This is a genomic window from Bacillus sp. BF2-3, assembly GCF_008368795.1.
GTDB lineage: Bacteria > Bacillota > Bacilli > Bacillales > Bacillaceae_G > Bacillus_A > Bacillus_A cereus.
In genome coordinates this window covers 169,259-187,666 of sequence record NZ_QOSA01000002.1, presented here as the reverse complement: position 1 = coordinate 187,666, position 18,408 = coordinate 169,259, and the positions used below count along the sequence as shown (strand labels likewise).

Below are 18,408 nucleotides of genomic sequence, written 5' to 3'. Positions count from 1 at the left end.
ATAAAATATCGCGGTACCACCCTAGTTATGAAGCCACACCAAAGTTAGGACCTAAATAAAAAACGTCCCTACGTAAATACGTAGGGACGATAAATATCGCGGTACCACCCTAGTTGTGAAAAAATCTTCACCACTTTATTTGATAACGGTATAAACTACCGTCTTTCATTTCCTCAAAATATGAGATTTATGAAAGATGCTCCAGGACGAACTTCATAAATAATCTATATACTGATTCACACCAACCATCAGCTCTCTGAAATAGGGAGATATTCACTACTATACCCTTTCATTGCCCAAATATTATTTTCCGAATTGATTACTATCATTTTTATCACACATTAAAAATAGTGTCAACTTATATTTCGAATTTTTATGTATTACAATCTATTTAAAAATTCGAAATATAAGTTTTAGTTTAGAAAACAAGTAGCTTAGTACATAACGAATTCTAACAGGCAATAGAAAAAGAATTACGTATTATTGATACTTATTCAATAATACAAATCATCTAGAAACATAACCTGTCTCTCTGTATTCATTTTTTAAGAGTTTGATGGATACCAAGAAAATTTCGCATCACTATCCAGTGGTCTATTTTTCGTTTCTTCTTTAATTACACGAAACCATTCATTTAGAATTTGAGTTTTGGGCAATTGAGCAGCAAGGCTATCTTCCCAAATTATATGTGAGAACCAGGCTTTCGTTTCCCATTCAAACTGCAATTGTGCGAACGAAATTATAGGGTGATCAGCTCCACGAAATTGCTCATTTACTGCATTTGAAACTTCTGGAGCTTGCGGTAACAACTCGTTCTGAATTCTATTTCTTATCGTCTCATTTTCTAGCTGATCCCAGAAATACAATTGCCCATTTATTTGATAAAAAATATCAAATGAAGCCTCACCTTTCTTCAAATTCAATAACACGAAGGCACGTTCCACATCATTGTCAGCCGCTTTTACAGCATTAAAAATTATATTTTGTGCCATTGATACCCAGTAACTAGTCGCTTCCTCTACCGGTGATTCAACATACAATTCTTCACTTAATTCATGAAGAGTAGCTTCTTGCTCATTTACTTTTTCAACTTTTTTAAAAAACCTATTAAAAAACCCCATAACTTCCCCCTTATTACTATTTTCTATTTCACAAAATAAAAAATAGATTTTTCTTGCTCATCCACATTTACTCCTGGCGCGTATGTATGAACTTGTTGCAACACTTCTTCTATCAGCAACTCTAACTCCTGCACACTTTTTTCTGGATTCCCTATTAATGTGTCCGCCATACGTTCATATAATTTTTCAGGTTTAATAGTCATTCGTTCCACATTATTAGGCATCCATTTAAACGCTGGATGATGTACGTACATTTTATTCAAACCAAATAAAACACCGAATATGTTCCTTTGTACTTCGCAAATAACGTCATAAAGCATAAGCCAATCTTTCCGTTTTAAAAGCGCCTTTCGATTGTGCCAACGATTACTTAACCATAGATTTTCTGAAATCATCCGTTTTGCTAGTTCATCTGAATATGCCGCTACTTTTTCTTTTAATTCATTCACTTTCCCTTCTCCATACAAACTAACACCATCATGAATGGATGATACAATACATTGTTTTTCATAACTTATATCATATTGATCCACCACATCCGAAATCACTTTCTCTACTGTCTCTGTTAAAAAGTTACTAATCTCTAATTTAATTCCCTCTTTCGTTAAATACGTTTCCGACCATTCTTCTTCCTCATACGGATGATACGATAATATTGTCCCATCAATATGATGAATAGGGGCCCTACGATCCTCATCTTCTGGCGGTGTTGACCATAAAATATGTAATTCTATATCTGAATGTTCATCTTCAAGCTTTCTAGCTACTGAACCCGCTAAAATAATAGCTTCTACTTTCGGATTTTTCCTATAAATCTCTGACATCTCTATCGCTTTCTCTTTTAATCCCATTTCATTTCCCCCTAAAATTGCAGTAATCCCCTATATTTCATTTATCTATTTCGATATTACAGCTTGCATTACCTTTTCAAATTCCTACTTAATCATATCTGTATCCAATAGCGCTGAATAACTTCACCAGTACGAGAAGAAACTACTTCATTTTCTAACACACCTCCAACCTTTTGAATCGTTTTAGCAGAACCGATATTGGATTTATCGCAAGTTATTAATACTTTCTGCAATCCTAATTTTTGCGCTTCAGCTAATGCAAGTTGTAGTTGTTTCGTAGCGTAACCGTGGCGACGTTTATTCGGATGGACACTATATCCAATATGACCGCTTTCCCGTAATAATTCTGGATTTAATCTATGTCTAATATTCACAAAACCTATAAGTTCCCCTTTTTCAAAACTTAAAAACTGACTAGATGGCACTCGATTAGCTAGTAAATTTTCTCCTAGTTCTTGTTTACTCACTTTTTCAAACCATTCATCAAGAGAATCAAAGTTTTGTAAAGAACTACTTCCATGTGGTTGTTCCCCTGAGTGTAAAAACGCTTGTCTATACGCCGTAATATGCTCACTATATTCATGGATTGGTTTTAATAGTTTCATTGTTCTTCTCCCCCTCTTCATTCCATAAAACAAACACCTTAATAGCAGCTATTCACTATTAAGGTGTTTCTATCCTTTTTATTCAAATAACCCCATGCTTAAATAACGTTCACCTGTATCAGGCGCAATACATAAAACTTTTTTACCAACGCCTAGGCGTTTCGCTATCATGATTGCAGCGTAAACAGATGCTCCAGAAGATGGCCCAACTAATAATCCTTCTTGTCTAGCTAAGTTTCTCATTGTCGTTAAAGCCTCTTCATCTGCAATTTGAATAATTTCGTTATACACTTCTGTATTTAAGTTTTTCGGAATAAATCCTGGGCTTGTTCCTACTAGTTTATGAGGACCTGGTACACCACCGGATAAAACGGGAGATCCTTTCGGTTCCACTACTGCAATATATAAGTTTGGCAATTTCTCTTTTAACGTTTCACCAGTCCCTGTAATCGTTCCGCCTGTTCCTGCCGTTGCAACAAAAGCATCAAGCTCTCCATCCATTTGTTCGTAAATTTCAAGTGCAGTCGTATAACGGTGAATATTCGGATTAGCTGGATTTTCAAATTGTTGCGGGATAAAACTATTCGGTATTTGTTTTTGCAGTTCTAACGCCTTCGCAATTGCTCCTGGCATTCTTTGTTCTGCTGGTGTTAAAACTACTTCTGCTCCGTATGCTTTCAATAAATTAATACGCTCTTTTGACATATTATCTGGCATAATTAAAATCGCTTTATACCCTTTAGCTGCTGCATTCATCGCTAAACCAATCCCTGTATTCCCGCTTGTCGGTTCAATAATTGTATCTCCTGGTTTGATGAGACCATTTTCTTCTGCAACGTGAAGTAAATTATAAGCAGCACGGTCTTTCACACTGCGCGATGGATTAAACATTTCTAGTTTCACATACACATCTGCTGCGTCTTCTGGAATAAATTTAGATAATCGGACGACAGGTGTATCTCCTATTAATTCCGTAACGTTTTCACACAATTTCATAGCGCATCCCCTATTCTATCGTTTTCTTATCACTTGGCAGTAACCATGAAGTGAGTCCAATTAATGGTAGACAACTACATAATAGCATAATAAATTGCAGGCTATATATATCTGCTAATTTCCCAAGAACTACAGCACCTAATGCTCCAAGTCCAAATGCAAGACCTACGATTAATCCTGACACCATTCCCACTTTTCCAGGCACAAGCTCTTGTGCATATACAACAATTACACTAAAACTACTTGAACTAATAAAACCGATACATAAAAATAACGGTACGACCCACACAAGTGAGACATGTGGTAATAACAGTGCAAGTGGCGCTGAACCTAACATTGAAAATACGATGATATTTTTCTTACCAAATCGATCTGCTAACGGTCCTCCGAAGAAAGTGCCTAACACACCAGCAATCATAAATGCGAATACGAAATACTGGGCATTTTTTATAGATAAACCGTAATGCTCTATTAAGTAAAATTGATAGAAATTCCCGATACCAGCACCGTACCAAGAGCGTACAAAAGTAAGAAAAACAAGAAGTATAATAACGAATTTAATGTGTGTACTTACAATTGCATTTTCCGCCTCAAGTGCAGCCCTCTTCTTCCTTCTTACAGCACCGGTTGCTAATTCATTTTTGTACCAATTCGATACGAAAATTAATAATGCAATTCCTACTGCTGCAAATGCTGTAAAACCTAATGAACCAATTTGACCGAGTGGAACGAAAATTAGCGCTGTAAAAATAGGAGCTAGAGAATTCCCCGTGTTTCCCCCAACTTGATAAATTGCTTGCGCTAACCCTCGTTTTGCACCTGCCGCCATATACGCAACACGAGCGCCTTCTGGATGAAAGACTGCGGAACCTAAACCAATAAATAAAACAGAAATAATAACAATAATAAAGTTTGGTGCAAACGCGAGTCCAATCATTCCAAGCATACTTGAAAACATGCCGAGTGGTAATAAAAATGGTGACGGCTTCTTATCTGAATACATACCAAACACCGGTTGCATAATCGATGACGTCATATTTAATGCAAACGCAATCCACCCTACTTGCATATAGGATAAATTCATCGTTTTTTCCAAAATAGGAAACAACGCCGGCACAACTGCTTGCATCGAATCATTTAAAAAATGCCCAAAGCTAATCGCAAATAAAATTCGATATATTGTCGGTGTTTCTACAGTTTTTTTGTGTGAAACTGCCTGCATATGTGAATCTCCCCTTTCTGTACAAAATATATATTTATTACAGTAGGTGTAATAAATTCTGACTTTTGAAACATTTCTATTCTATACTGCTTTCATTTCTTTTTCCAGAAATATAACTTAACTCCCGTCATTGGCTTGCATCCTTGTAACTTTCAGCGGTAAAACAGTACAAAAAAAAGACAACCCAATCACATACTGGGTTGCCTCTTACATTAAATTGCAAAATGCTTATACTTCTCGTAATCACTCGTCTTACATTCTATTTGTAATTTGGTACCTTCGTTTTCGTAACTCGTAGATAAAACGTGTGCATGATTATTGAAATACGAAACTACCTGTCCTTGATCATATGGAATTAACATTTCACACTTCGTATATTCTTTATAGATGTGTGAGCGAATCATTTCTACAAGTTCTTCAATTCCAACATGTTTCTTCGCTGATAAATAAACGCGATCTTCTTGCACTTTCGGAATTTCAACATCTACCATATCTGATTTATTATAAGCATAGATCGTTGGAATATTTTCTACTCCAATTTTCTTTAACGTTTCATTTGTAATATCAATTAATTGTTCATAATTTGGATTTGCGTAATCTACAACGTGAATAAGTAGGTCTGCTTCCGCTACTTCTTCTAACGTTGAACGGAACGCCTTCACAAGATGATGTGGTAATTTACTTACAAATCCAACTGTATCTGTTAATAAAAATGATTTATTATCTGGCAAATCAATATTTCGTACAGATGTTTCTAACGTCGCGAATAACATATCTTTTTCAAATACTTGTTTTTCTTCTGTACCATTATAAATTTCAAGCATTGCATTCATCGTCGTTGACTTTCCTGCATTCGTATAACCTACTAATGCTACAACAGGTATTTCATTTTTCTTACGCTGCTTTCGTTGCGTTTGACGCTGGGCAACGAGCGCTTCTAAATCTTTATTCAAAACTGAAATTTGTTCTTCAATTTTACGACGGTCTAACTCTAACTTCTTTTCACCGACACCTTTATTTTTCGTACCAACGCCGCCGCTCTGTCTCCCTAACGATTCACGAAGACCGATTAAACGAGGCATCATATACTGAAGGTGTGCTACTTCTACTTGTAGCTGTGCTTCTTTCGTTTTCGCACGTTGCGCAAAAATATCTAAAATTAAAATGGTACGATCAATTACCTTACAATCTAAATCCTCTTCTAAATTTCGAATTTGTGAAGGAGATAATTCATCATTAAAGATAACCATATTGGCATCTATTTCTTGTACATACGCTGCAACTTCTTCAATCTTTCCTTTTCCGATATAATGCGATGGATTTACTCGTTGTAAATTTTGCGTTACTTGCCCAATTACCTCTACATCACAAGCTTCCGCAAGATTTGTTAACTCTTCCATCGAATATGCAAAATCATCTTCATTACCTACATTTACTCCAACTAAAACTGCTCTTTGTAATACTTCTTCCATATATTTATTCCTCCATTTCGATTACGTAAAATAAAAAACACAGGTCGCTGCCTGTGTTTTCGTAAACGGATAAGGGTTCACCAAAGAAATAGAAGAAAGCTATGCTTTCATCCTATTTTATAGTCAAAAAGTCCCAAGATTGTATACGTATCCACAGTAAGTGTTCACTTATACAATCCCATTCTATTTATAAAGGCAAAACAAAAAGAGGGCGTATTCGTCCCTCCCTCTTTTTCACATATAAGCTTAATAAAGGGTTCCTTTAAAATAGGCAGACCAATCCCGTTCACTCTGTACACAGACAGAGCCTTTGAGCGCTATTCAATTATTGGCACAAAGTATTGAGACGTAATCTGATTAAGATCAAAGGAAGCCCCTCCGTTCATTTTAAGTTACATAAAGTGTAGCATAAGTAATTCGCTTTCACAAGGTTTAACAACCTATATCACACGAAAGAAAATCTTTATATTTTTACTTTAATCTTCATTTTTTGCGAGTTTTTCTCACAATAAAAATAACAAAAACAATCATCAATAACAAACCAATGGAAATAATAGCAACTTGCCGCCAATTTAAACCGCTCACCATCTCACCTTTTAAATCCACTTTCTTCGTCGGAACAGACTCTTTTGCAATTTGACTTAAAGCCGCTTTGTCCGCCCCTGCCTCATCCAATCTCTTCGTTCCACTACAACTATTTGTGTGTAATTGTTTTTCTGATCCTCTTTGAGTAGAAAATACTAAGTACTCCCCTCCTTCTACAAAGCGAAACATACAATCACCACCCTTTGTATATACGATAATTTGCGAAGAAGTTGTCCCTTTCCAAATTTTCTTCACTTCAAATAACACTTCAGTTCCAACCCCTGCTTTCCTTCCAACCTCAATTACTTTTCCCTCAAACACTACATCGTTTTTTTGAAATGCATCTTCTGTTGATACTTTAATACAATCACAAGCATAAGATTTCTCTGGAAAAATAATAAGAATAAAGCTACAAATGATGACGACAGGAAACATGTGTAAAATCCTTTTCAAGGAGCTCAACTCCCTTCATTATCAATTTTAGAAACTTCTCGTATATTATTTTTACAGCACTCGCCAAATTCCTTCATAGTAAGTTAAGTATTATCGTTTTAATACAACAAAAATCTTTATTGACATTTTTATAACCTAATATTAGTATCAGGTTATAAAAATAAAAGTTAGGAGATGTTCCTATGCATTCTAAATCTCGTATTACTGCAATTGGTACTTATGTTCCAGATCAAATATTGTCTAATAACGATTTAGAAAAGATGGTCCATACGAATGATGAATGGATTGTACAAAGAACAGGAATGAAGGAAAGAAGAATCGCTAGCGGCGAAGAATACTCCTCAAACTTAGCCATTAAAGCAATTGAAAATTTATGTACAACATATAAGAAAAACTTAGAAGATGTCGACTGTATCATTGTCGCTACTACTACTGCTGATTACGTTTTCCCTAGTGTTGCTTGCCAAATACAACAATACTTCAACATACCTCATACACTAGCTTTTGATTTAAATGCAACTTGTGCTGGTTTTACATATGGACTACACGTCGGTAATAGCTTAATCACTTCTGGATCACATGAAAAAGTACTTGTCGTAGCGACAGAGACATTATCTAAAGTTACTGATTATACCGATAGAACGACCTGTATTTTATTCGGTGATGGTGCTGGAGCTATTTTATTAGAAAGAGATGAAAACACCCCAAGCTTTATCGCTGCTCACATGGGAACAAACGGTGATGGCGGCATTCATCTATATAGAACAAACTTATCTACTACTATGAATGGCACACCACTGCAAACAAATGAAAAAATCGTTCAAAATGGAAGAGAAGTATATAAATGGGCAACACGCACAGTACCAAAAGGCATAAAAAATTTATTACATACCGTAAATATGCAAGTAGATGATATAGACTGGTTCATACCCCACAGCGCTAACTTACGAATGATCGAATCTATTTGCGAAAAATCTCAAATTCCAATACAAAAAACATTAACGAGCGTGGAATATATGGGGAATACCTCTTCAGTCACCATTCCACTCGCTTTAAATTTAGCTATAAAAGAAGGGAAATTAAATAACGGAGACACACTTTTACTATACGGATTTGGTGGCGGACTTACGCATTTAGGGCTTATTGTAGAGTGGAATTTAATTTAAGTGTATAAAAAGAGGTTCTAGTCAGTAACTAGAACCTCTTTTTCATTTAATTTCTTGCCCCTTTTCGAGACCATATCACAACAGGAATAAGTAATAACGCTAACACGCCTCCAGCCAATGACAATGCCGCATAACTTGAATTCGCTACTACCATACCTGACATTGCTCCACCAGAAGCTCCAGCTAGCGCAATAAAAACATCTATTTTCCCTTGTGTTTTAGCACGTGTAGACGGTGTTGTGGAATCAACGATTTGTGCTGTACCACTTATCAATCCGAGGTTCCATCCTAGCCCAAGTAAAGACAGAGCAACGATTAATAATAATAAAGAATCACTTGGCGCTATCGCAGCTATGACACCCGCTGCAAGTAAAATCACTCCACCAGCTATGCTCATTGTAGTTCGGCCAATTTTATCAATTAACATTCCTGTAACAAGAGATGGAAGATACATTGCACCTACATGAAAACCTATCACAAGTCCTACTGCACTTAAACCGTGACCGTGGTGTCCCATATGAACTGGCGTCATCGTCATAATCGCAACCATCACTATTTGCGTAAGTATCATTACGATTGCTCCAACTGTAATACCTCGTTTATTTTCTTTCGCTTCTTCTATTATTGGTTGTCCTTTATATGTATGTTCCTGTTTATATCTTTCTATTATGTTAGCAATAATCAAAGGATCTGGACGAAGCATAACAAAAAGAACTAGACCCGCCAGTATAAATGCTGCTGCCGATAGTATGAACGGACCTGCAAGTTTAGGAACTCCAATTGAATGAGCAAAACTTCCCATTACCCCTACTAAATTTGGTCCTGCAACTGCACCGAAAGTCGTCATTACCATCGTAATACTAACAGCCGTTGCTCTCTGCTTCTTATCTGCTAAATCTGTACCTGCATAACGAGCTTGTAGATTCGTGGCTGTACCAGCACCATATATAAGTAAAGAAATAAGTAAAAGAATAATACTATTTGTTAAAGCTGCCATTACAACACCAATTGCTCCAAATCCACCTACTATAAACCCTGTTGCAAGACCTATTCGGCGTCCATATCGTTGCGAAAGCTTCCCTACTATGAAAGCTGCTAATGCCGATCCTAATGTAAACATAGCAGTTGGTAATCCTGCAAATGCATCTGTTCCAAGCATTTGTTGCGCAAGAAGTGCTCCCACTGTAATACCAGCAGCTAGTCCTGCACCGCCAAACATTTGTGAAATGCTGACGATTATTAACGTTCGTTTGTATAGTTTTTGTTGCTCTTCTTCTGTGTACACATGATTATCTATTAAAGCCCCTGCCTTATCTAGCAATTCCCCATCCTCCTTTTAAAATTAATCCCTCTTGTTAATGTACTATGTATAACGTTACATATTCAATGGCATTTTCCATTCCTTCCTTTCATTCTAAAAAACTTTCTGATCATACTCGACTTATCCCATGCTATATTAAAAATACTACTATTCACAATAGGCAAGGATGAAACAATGAAAAAAACAGTAGAATTATGTGAAGCTTGCAAACATGATCCAGTATATAAAATAGAAGAATCCGATCAAGCAAATCAACCTTATAAATTATGTAACCGATGTCATGAGCGTCTTATTTCGTTATCTTTACATCCTAAAGAATGGTACCACCTTGTAATGATTCACTCACCTTATAAATATTATTTGCATGATAGTTTTTATGAAGAAGATGGTAAAGCGAAGCAACCAAAATTAGAGATGAATGAGCACAAACTTACACCCGTGCCCACTTTAGAAGAAGTTCGCTCTAGTTTAGAGGAATTACTTGATTACACCATGACTAGATGGTTTCTTCAAGAAGCAGAAATTGAAGCTCTTAATAGGTACGATCAAAACGAAGTACTAGATGCTGTTATAAACCGCTTTTCAAACACAATGAATGGTGTAATTAAAACTAGATTACTTGAGATTGTTATATGTATACTAGGAGAATTCGCCTCAGATTGGATAAGAAAACTGTGGAAGGCATTTGATGAAGATTTACTTGCACCTCTTTCTCACGCTGCAGCTTATTGTTTACCATTTGAAGAAGCCTTTCCTTTAGTAATAGAAAGGCTAAAAACAGTATTAAAAAGTGAGCTTCCGACCACTTCCTTCATTTGTCTGCATTCTTTTCAATCCTCAGAAACATTAGATTGGATAGAGGAACATGCAGTATCATTTCATAACGATTGGGCGCGATTAGCTGCAGTATCACAACTAACTTGGAGACGAATTAAGTCTTGGCTAACAAAAGGACACCCTTTAAGTTTAATAGCACTTGATGCAATGGTTAGCTGTATACCTGCAAATGAAGATGTACTATATAAAATGGCTCCAAAAATTTTATTAGCAGATCCGTCAGAAATAAAGTCAACCTTAATAGCTTACAAACAAAGAGACAATGTTCCAACTGTCAAAAGAAGTGTTGAAACTATTTTAGAAAACAAGACAGAAATATTTCAATACATGAATCCTTTACAAATATCTATCAAAAAGAAACCACAAAACTTTTTAGTTATGGATGGCACAGTACAAATCCATGAAAACAGACTGGATGAATACGTAGACTTCATTAATACAAACAACTTTACTGATGTTTACATTAATGATTTTAGGTATAGTTTGCACCATATTAATTTTCTTGAACACTGCCCGCAAATTGAAAGCTTACACATTAGTAGTATATATATTACTGATTATTCAGCCCTATATAAATTAAAAAACTTAAAATCTTTATCACTAGAAGAACCACAAGTTCCACTAAACTTAACAGAGCTAGAAAGCTTTACAAATTTAGAGGAACTTCACATAAAGTGTAATAAAAACATTAAAGGCTTCGAATCTTGTCCTAACTTAAAAGAACTATACATTTGGAAATACAAACCGAAACAAAAGAACCTTGAAGAATTAATGTCTTTACAAAAAATTGAAAAACTAAGCATTACACAAGGGAACATTAATTCATTAAAAGGATGTAGGTCATTACCTAAATTAAAGCATTTAGAACTCAATTATTTAAGAAATTTAGAGCATATTGACGAAATTGAAAACAATGCTTCAACTTTAAAACACATCGAATTCGACCATTGCAGTAAGCTTAAAAACCACGAATATTTGCGCTATTTAACGGAATTAGAAACTCTCATCTTATCAAGTTGTGGTAACATACGAAATCTACAATTCATTAAAGAACTACAAAAATTAAAACATTTAAGCTTCGTGGATTCTACGATTGTAGACGGAAATTTAGAATCTTGCGTCGGAATTGATTTTGTTGGTTTTAATAATAAAAGGCATTATAGTCATAAATTTAAAGAATTAAATCCAGATTTTTCATACTAACGTAAGGAAAACAGGCTAATAGCAGCCTGTTTTCCTTTACGCTTCTTCTACTATCCTTCCCTTTCTCTTTTTACTCAAAGCTTTCCCTTCCCAAAACAACAAACTTACGAAAGCACAAATTAAAATAATTGGCACACTTGCTTTATATAAATCTGTAAAACTCATAGCCATCTGATTCTTGGCATAATGATTCACATCATTTGAAAATGTGAGTACCTCTTTCTTTATACTTTCCTCTTGTTTTTCAACTTCTTTTGTCACTTTCCTCATAACTTCTTCTCTTTTTACATCTCTATATTCTACTGGAACTTTTCTTAATATTTCATCCGTCTTGTCGCGAATCAATTCTTCCTTTTTCTCTTTACTTAATCCCATTGTCATTGCATTTTGTTTCTTATTTATATTCGACTCTAAACTTTGATTCTCTATTTTCTCTTTAGTCATTTGTAAAATTTCAGTTTGCTCAGTACTATTCACATGAATAGTACGCACCTTTTCTTCTGCATAACGATATACTTTTTCTTTATTTACAGTTAAATTGTGAGTTAAGTTAGAGACAAATATTGCGACTGCCAATACAATTCCGACTTGTCGTAACATTGATACAACACTTTGAGAAGCAGTTAACAATTCTCCTTCAAACGAAGACGCACTTAAAACTGTAATTGGCCCCACTACTAAACCATATCCAACACCTAATATCATACATGGAATAATAATTTCTATATTTGTTGAATGAACATCAATCATTTGCAACCAATAGTAGGAAAGCCCCATAACAAGAAATCCTGACAAAATAATAGTTACTTTTCCGAGTTTTTTAATTAAAGTTGCTGCAACTGGTGAGACAAAAAATATCATTGCTGAAATAGGTGTCACTAAAAAAGCCGCTTCAATTTCCGTTCGACCCTGTAGTTTCGTCAAGAACGTTGGAAGCAATACAGTAACTCCAATTAAAAATAAATTACTCAATATAACAACGATCGACGCTCCGACAAACATTCGATCTTGAAATAACTTTAAATTCACCATTGGGTTATGAATCTTTCGTTCTACTAAAATAAATAGAATAAGAGAAATAGTGCTAATTGCATAACAAGACAAAGCAATATTACTTTGCCATCCCCATGTATTACCTTTTACTAATATGAGAGTAAATGAAAAAATTGCTGTGCTACTTAATAGTAGTCCTATCCAATCTATTTTTGAGATAATACGTTCTTCATTTTTTATTTGTAGCATGATGCAACATAACACGATTCCTATTATACAAACCGGAACATTAACGAAGAACACCCATCTCCATCCTAAATTTTGCGTAATAATTCCACCTATTACTGGTCCCATAGCAGCTGACAATCCTTGTGTTACTCCTAAAATCGCAAGCGCAACATGCCTTTTAGCTAATGGCATAGCTGATACACCAATTACCATACTTGTTGGAAATAAAATCGCTGCCCCAATACTTTGTATAAAACGAGAAAAAATAAGAAAATCACCTGTATTAGCAAAAGCGCAAAGTACCGATCCACCACCAAAAATCACCAGACCCAGAATATACATCTTTGCTTTTCCAAAGATATCAGCTATCCGCCCTAACGGAATGGCAAGTACTGCAATCGTCATTGTATAAACATTTAATACCCAAGACATCTTTTCTAACGAAGTATTTACACTCGATTGTATTGCCGGTAAAGCTATATTCATAATTGTCGTATCAATCATACAAAGAAAGATACCTAGACACATTAAAAAGACAATCTTAATACCCTTTGATTGCTCCATCTTTATATACCCCTTTATTTATTGTGAACGCGTTTTTCATTCTTCTGTTTTATTGTTTTCTTTCGCCTCTAACTCTTCTAATTTTTTCTTCAAAGTCTCCACTTGTGCACTATACGATGCAATACCTACATCTAGTGAAATTTCTTCGACGAAAGTAATACCTACTCTCCACTTTTCATATTTCAATCGAAGATCTGCAATGTACGCTTCTTTTCTTTCAATTTCATCTTTAATCCATTTTTTTATTGTTACATCATCACTATAGTTACCAAAATACATTCTCATTAAAAAATCCGAACGTAAAGCATCCTTCTCTACAGGCGTCTGCATGTATTGATAAAACTCTTCACGTCCTTCATCTGTAATAAAGTACATTTTCTTATTCGGTTTCCCCTCTTGCATGACAACCTCTTTTTTTATTTTCCCTTCATTCTCCAATTGTCGTAACGTTGGATAAATCATTCCAAAACTTCCATCAAAAAAATGAGTAAATACGTCTTCAAACACAATTTTAATATCGTAACCAGACAATTCCTTTTCCATTAATAAACCTAAAACAACATCTCTTCCCTTCAAAGTAAAACCCCCACACATTATATAATCAATAATCATATTAACAATGTTAATATGATTATTGATTATATACCTTATTCTGTTAATTGTAAAATGTTTCTAAATAAAAAAGCCCCATAATTTGGTTTCACCAATTCACAGGGCCATTTTCTTTTTTACTCTTTCACACCTACATCTTGCAAAACTTCAATATCCTCTTTCATTTCATAATAATAAGAAGGCAATTCTATACCATGTTCTAAGAAATAATCCTCAATGAATGAAATAATGATTTTTAACGTTTTCACACGGGCATACAATTTATCGTTACTTTCAATAATATGCCACTTCGCATTCGGCTTACTTGTTTTTTCAAACATGTCTTCCATTGCTTCAACATATTCATCCCATTTTTCACGATTACGCCAATCTTCGTCTGTAATTTTCCATCTTTTCAAAGGATTTTTCTCTCTATCTTTAAATCTCTTTAACTGTTCCTCTTTACTTATATGGTAGAAGAACTTCCCTATTATGTAATGGTCATCTGTTAGTAGTTTTTCAAAATCATTAATCTCATCATATGCTCTCATCCACTCTTCCTTTGTAGCAAATCCTTCAACACGCTCAACTAACACACGACCGTACCATGAGCGATCAAAAATGGTGATTTGCCCGTACTGTGGAATTTTGCGCCAGAAACGTTGCAAATAATGGTAACGTTTTTCATGAGGTGCAGGCGCTCCAATTGGATCTACTTGGAACCCACGTGGGTCAAGATGTTCCGTCACCCGCTTAATTGCCCCACCTTTACCAGCCGCATCCCATCCTTCCATAACAAGCATAACCGCGATTTTTTCTTCTTTCAAAATTTGCTGTAATGCTAATAAGCGCCTTTGATATTTTTCTAATTTCTTATTGTACTTAGATTTTGATTCAATTTTTTTCGTTAAGTCTACTTTAGCAAGATGTCCATTTTCCATAAAACAAATCCCCCTTGTTGTATGACAATGTTATTTTAACATATCCATTGGGATTTTTTTCAAATCCAAATTTATTTTGACAAACAATCGCACCTCTTCTTTATATCGATAAATTAATATTACTGATATACTTTTAAGCATCCTTAAGCACATCTATTATTAATTACAAAAACAAAAAAGGAGACTATGCAAAAAATCTCTACACAGCTTCCTTTTTTTAATATATATGTCGCTTAATTAGAAAGATTAACAATAAAAAATAGGAACTCCATCAATTCACTCATACTACAAACGAATGACAGGCGGAATACCTCCTTCTGGTAAAAAATAATCGAATACTGTAAAGCCAATAATTAAAATTGAAAATAATGTTATTATAATTCCACCTGGTAGTGTTAGAAAAAGGGTATTCGGCCTTCTCTTCATAGAGAAAATCATCGAGTATACCCCCAGAAGAAGACTTATTATAGCAATAGTTACATAAGCAACTACTGCATACCATGGATTGAGTTCTAATAAAACACCAGAAATAAATATATACAAAAATAATAATTGTAAAAAAATACTACTTCCCATACTTATGAGTTCTTTCAATATATCCTCCCCTAAAATCGTATGGTATATTATCTCAAAAAGAGAAGATAATAACAAGTAAATCCATTAAAGAATGGGAGCTCTAAAAAAAATGAAACGAAAAATATTAACTCTCTTTACGCTTATATGTTTAGCACTACCAATGCAAGCTAGTGCTTACACATTTCAGTCACTGCCGATTGCGTCAAAGTCTAAACAATGGTATGTCGAAATTGATAAATCCCATAATCCAAACAAGCAAGCAATCCAGCCAAAACAAGGTGTATTTGATACGTATAGTTTACTCGTAAAAAACATCGGTCATGATGTATCAAATGTATCTGTGGAAATACTTGATAACAATCCTACCTCTAAAGCTACCTTTAAACCTTCTACACCTAATGAAAACATTTCTAAAAGTCATACAAGCTTTGACTACATGGTATTCCCATTAGACTTTAATAGTCATAATTTTAAAGTTGTGATCACTTGGGAAGAAAAGAATTTCTCTTATAACGGCCATCCGGTAAATGAAGGTAAAAAAATGAAACAAACATTTGTATTTAATGAAGAATAAGTCCTAATTTCTTTAGGGCTTATTCTTCTTTTTTGAAACCTACTTGTATCGCTTCCGTCACTTCTTTTGTGATTTCTATTTTTGTTGCTTCCATACTAATTTTTTTGTGCCAAATGTGTATGGAAGGCTTTTCATTACAAAGATGTTTTATTAATACTAGTTGATTATATGCTAAGTTATTTTCTATATAGGTCTAGCCCTCTTTTCCCATATAATCAATTAAATCGACGAATACTCGGTACAGACAATGCTATTCCAATTGTTAAAATTACTAAACTAGCTAGTGTTATAATAGTTACCTCGCCACCTATGACAGTAGCTAACCAGCCTACAACTACGTATCCTAATGGCAATAAAGCAAAAGAACCCAACATATCAAGGCTTGCCACTCTTCCGAATGCTTCTTCTGGTACAAGCTCCTGTAAACTCGTTTCCCAAATGAGTCCAAATATCATCATGCCAAATCCTTCAATTGCCATTAAGAATATTAAAGCGGGTGCCCAAGAAATGAATGGCATAATTAATAAAGCAATGCCACTCATTAAAACACCTCCATAAGCCAGTAATCCTCTCTTATGCCACAGCTCTTTCCCACCAAATATTAATGCGGCAATTACAGCCCCACCACCAGAAAAGGCCATGCCAAGTCCATACAAGTAAGCTTCAAAATGATGATGAACATTAAATAACCATGGAATTAATACGACGATAATACCGGCATAACAAATATTTATAAAAGAAAAAACTAAAATTGTAATCCACAGCCACGGATGACTTTTTAAAACTAAAACACCTTCCATAAACTCTTGTTTGTAATTAAGCTTACTCTTTTCAATGGGTTTTACTTTTTTAAACTTAATTTCTTTTAAAAATAATAAACATAAAAATGATAATAAGTACGTTGCTGCATCTAGTCCGAAACCTATCCCTGCAGATGCAACCGATACGATTAACCCACCAAGTGCTGGCCCAATTAATCGTATACCTTGATTACTCATTTGAGTGAGTGCGTTAGCTGCATTACGAATTTCAGGGACGAATACTTTCGCCCTTACAGCAGAATATGCTGGTTGGAATATCCCTTCCATAAGTCCGTATATGGCAACGAGAATATATAAAATCGTAATTGTTAATAAATCCATAAATATAAGCGATGCAAGTAATAGCATTAATATACAGCGGATTATATCCGTAAATAACATTAACCTAACCCGATCAATTCGGTCTACAATTAAACCCGCAAACGGTAAAGCAAGAATATTAGGTAGCATGTACATTGCCATCGTCATCCCCATTACAACTGTTGAACCAGTTAATGAATACACAACAACTGGAAGTATGACCATAGTTATCGAACTACCTAAGGCCGAGAGTAATTGTCCAATCCATAAAAACTTAAAGTGCGTTGATACTTTAACTGGTAATAATAATTTTCCAATATAACCTAAACTTTTCTCCTTTTGTATTTCTCCTTGCATGTCTCTCCCCTCTTTTCGAATGACTATAGAATTTATAATATATAACTGAAAATTTATAACATTCCATTTCTAATTATATAAGAAACAATTATGTTATGGTAAAATTATCAAAAAAATATAAAGGAGAATACATCATTATGCCTCCAAATTCACATAACATCGAACATCAGATCTATACAATGTGTATGATCCAACGTAACAATGAAATTTTACTCATAAAACGCCCCAGCCATCGAGGTTTCCCTGGCTACATCGCTCCTGGCGGCAAAGTAGATTTCCCCGAAAGTATCGTTCAAGCCGCTATAAGAGAAGTAAAAGAAGAAACTGGATTACTTGTTTCCAATTTAACTTTTAAAGGATTAGATGAATATGTCAATCCGAAAGATAATGTTCGATATATGGTATTTAACTATTGGACAGACTCATTTGAAGGTGAACTTCTTTTGAATCCTCCTGAGGGTGAATTATTATGGATACCAATCAATACAGCACTAAAGCTACCTGTGCAAACTTGGTTTAAAGAAAGATTCCCATTATTTTTTGAAACAGGCACTTTTGAAATTCAACGTGTTTGGGATAATGAGCTAAATAAACAAATTTCTATGACAATTACCCATACATAAAAAAGCTT

17 protein-coding genes and 1 other annotated feature are annotated in these 18,408 nt (G+C 34.7%); of the genes, 4 read left to right on the top strand and 13 right to left on the bottom strand.

The annotated features are described in order from the left end of the window. Positions 1–79: 79 nt before the first annotated feature. Positions 80–302, bottom strand: a binding site (T-box leader). Positions 303–545: 243 nt separating this feature from the next. The 7 genes from DN401_RS03110 to DN401_RS03080 all read right to left on the bottom strand — a co-directional run bounded on the left by DN401_RS03110 (position 546) and on the right by DN401_RS03080 (position 7,287). Next, positions 546–1,121, bottom strand: coding sequence for a hypothetical protein (locus tag DN401_RS03110; RefSeq protein WP_071740395.1), 576 nt, complete (start codon positions 1,119–1,121; stop codon positions 546–548). Positions 1,122–1,144: 23 nt separating this feature from the next. Continuing rightward, positions 1,145–1,972, bottom strand: coding sequence for a DUF4037 domain-containing protein (locus DN401_RS03105; protein ID WP_000523174.1), 828 nt, complete (start codon positions 1,970–1,972; stop codon positions 1,145–1,147). Between the two features lie 92 nt (positions 1,973–2,064). After that, complete coding sequence (locus DN401_RS03100; protein WP_000771271.1) at positions 2,065–2,577, bottom strand: GNAT family N-acetyltransferase; 513 nt, start codon at positions 2,575–2,577, stop codon at positions 2,065–2,067. 78 nt (positions 2,578–2,655) lie between these two features. Beyond that, positions 2,656–3,573, bottom strand: coding sequence for a cysteine synthase A (cysK, locus tag DN401_RS03095; protein WP_000762273.1), 918 nt, complete (start codon positions 3,571–3,573; stop codon positions 2,656–2,658). A gap of 10 nt (positions 3,574–3,583) precedes the next feature. Then, on the bottom strand, positions 3,584–4,795 hold the full coding sequence (locus DN401_RS03090) for an MFS transporter (protein WP_001149398.1): 1,212 nt from the start codon (positions 4,793–4,795) through the stop codon (positions 3,584–3,586). A gap of 212 nt (positions 4,796–5,007) precedes the next feature. Next, complete coding sequence (gene hflX / locus DN401_RS03085; protein ID WP_000393283.1) at positions 5,008–6,267, bottom strand: GTPase HflX; 1,260 nt, start codon at positions 6,265–6,267, stop codon at positions 5,008–5,010. Between the two features lie 483 nt (positions 6,268–6,750). Continuing rightward, the gene (locus DN401_RS03080) at positions 6,751–7,287 is read right to left on the bottom strand and encodes a hypothetical protein (protein WP_002204811.1); all 537 of its coding nucleotides are present in this window, start codon (positions 7,285–7,287) and stop codon (positions 6,751–6,753) included. A gap of 200 nt (positions 7,288–7,487) precedes the next feature. Here DN401_RS03080 and DN401_RS03075 point away from each other — a divergent pair, with 200 nt between their 5' ends. Further along, a complete protein-coding gene (locus DN401_RS03075; protein ID WP_000555760.1) occupies positions 7,488–8,471 on the top strand; it encodes a ketoacyl-ACP synthase III in 984 nt (327 codons plus the stop codon). A 46-nt stretch (positions 8,472–8,517) separates the two neighbouring features. On the opposite strand, the gene DN401_RS03070 is transcribed toward DN401_RS03075, so the two are convergent. Then, entirely contained in the window at positions 8,518–9,792 is a 1,275-nt protein-coding gene (locus DN401_RS03070) for an MFS transporter (protein WP_000884507.1), read from the bottom strand. Positions 9,793–9,966: 174 nt separating this feature from the next. Here DN401_RS03070 and DN401_RS03065 point away from each other — a divergent pair, with 174 nt between their 5' ends. Beyond that, complete coding sequence (locus DN401_RS03065; protein ID WP_000754355.1) at positions 9,967–11,832, top strand: leucine-rich repeat domain-containing protein; 1,866 nt, start codon at positions 9,967–9,969, stop codon at positions 11,830–11,832. 36 nt (positions 11,833–11,868) lie between these two features. Here the strand turns inward: DN401_RS03065 and DN401_RS03060 are convergent, their stop codons facing one another. From DN401_RS03060 to DN401_RS03045, 4 genes are all read right to left on the bottom strand, one after another. Next, positions 11,869–13,617, bottom strand: coding sequence for an MFS transporter (locus DN401_RS03060; RefSeq protein ID WP_000438114.1), 1,749 nt, complete (start codon positions 13,615–13,617; stop codon positions 11,869–11,871). A gap of 36 nt (positions 13,618–13,653) precedes the next feature. Next, positions 13,654–14,193, bottom strand: coding sequence for a PadR family transcriptional regulator (locus tag DN401_RS03055; protein ID WP_000678332.1), 540 nt, complete (start codon positions 14,191–14,193; stop codon positions 13,654–13,656). 152 nt (positions 14,194–14,345) lie between these two features. Next, positions 14,346–15,149, bottom strand: a complete 804-nt coding sequence (locus DN401_RS03050) for a polyphosphate kinase 2 family protein (protein ID WP_000427312.1) — start codon at positions 15,147–15,149, stop codon at positions 14,346–14,348. A 285-nt stretch (positions 15,150–15,434) separates the two neighbouring features. Next, on the bottom strand, positions 15,435–15,743 hold the full coding sequence (locus DN401_RS03045) for a hypothetical protein (protein ID WP_000661243.1): 309 nt from the start codon (positions 15,741–15,743) through the stop codon (positions 15,435–15,437). 91 nt (positions 15,744–15,834) lie between these two features. Between DN401_RS03045 and DN401_RS03040 the strand changes: the two genes are divergently transcribed. Continuing rightward, a complete protein-coding gene (locus DN401_RS03040) occupies positions 15,835–16,299 on the top strand; it encodes a hypothetical protein (RefSeq protein ID WP_000823331.1) in 465 nt (154 codons plus the stop codon). 215 nt (positions 16,300–16,514) lie between these two features. Here DN401_RS03040 and DN401_RS03035 read toward each other — a convergent pair whose 3' ends face one another. Further along, complete coding sequence (locus tag DN401_RS03035; RefSeq protein WP_001161163.1) at positions 16,515–17,777, bottom strand: MFS transporter; 1,263 nt, start codon at positions 17,775–17,777, stop codon at positions 16,515–16,517. A gap of 137 nt (positions 17,778–17,914) precedes the next feature. Between DN401_RS03035 and DN401_RS03030 the strand changes: the two genes are divergently transcribed. Further along, on the top strand, positions 17,915–18,400 hold the full coding sequence (locus DN401_RS03030; RefSeq protein WP_001134944.1) for an 8-oxo-dGTP diphosphatase: 486 nt from the start codon (positions 17,915–17,917) through the stop codon (positions 18,398–18,400). The last annotated feature ends 8 nt before the right edge of the window (positions 18,401–18,408 follow it).

Coding starts and splice junctions, on each gene's coding strand:
- cysK (WP_000762273.1), bottom strand. CDS start 3,573: ATGAAATTGTGTGAAAACGTTACGGAATTAATAGGAGATACACCTGTC.
- DN401_RS03035 (WP_001161163.1), bottom strand. CDS start 17,777: ATGCAAGGAGAAATACAAAAGGAGAAAAGTTTAGGTTATATTGGAAAA.
- DN401_RS03040 (WP_000823331.1), top strand. CDS start 15,835: ATGAAACGAAAAATATTAACTCTCTTTACGCTTATATGTTTAGCACTA.
- DN401_RS03110 (WP_071740395.1), bottom strand. CDS start 1,121: ATGGGGTTTTTTAATAGGTTTTTTAAAAAAGTTGAAAAAGTAAATGAG.
- DN401_RS03080 (WP_002204811.1), bottom strand. CDS start 7,287: ATGTTTCCTGTCGTCATCATTTGTAGCTTTATTCTTATTATTTTTCCA.
- DN401_RS03065 (WP_000754355.1), top strand. CDS start 9,967: ATGAAAAAAACAGTAGAATTATGTGAAGCTTGCAAACATGATCCAGTA.
- DN401_RS03100 (WP_000771271.1), bottom strand. CDS start 2,577: ATGAAACTATTAAAACCAATCCATGAATATAGTGAGCATATTACGGCG.
- DN401_RS03060 (WP_000438114.1), bottom strand. CDS start 13,617: ATGGAGCAATCAAAGGGTATTAAGATTGTCTTTTTAATGTGTCTAGGT.
- DN401_RS03090 (WP_001149398.1), bottom strand. CDS start 4,795: ATGCAGGCAGTTTCACACAAAAAAACTGTAGAAACACCGACAATATAT.
- hflX (WP_000393283.1), bottom strand. CDS start 6,267: ATGGAAGAAGTATTACAAAGAGCAGTTTTAGTTGGAGTAAATGTAGGT.
- DN401_RS03105 (WP_000523174.1), bottom strand. CDS start 1,972: ATGGGATTAAAAGAGAAAGCGATAGAGATGTCAGAGATTTATAGGAAA.
- DN401_RS03075 (WP_000555760.1), top strand. CDS start 7,488: ATGCATTCTAAATCTCGTATTACTGCAATTGGTACTTATGTTCCAGAT.
- DN401_RS03050 (WP_000427312.1), bottom strand. CDS start 15,149: ATGGAAAATGGACATCTTGCTAAAGTAGACTTAACGAAAAAAATTGAA.
- DN401_RS03030 (WP_001134944.1), top strand. CDS start 17,915: ATGCCTCCAAATTCACATAACATCGAACATCAGATCTATACAATGTGT.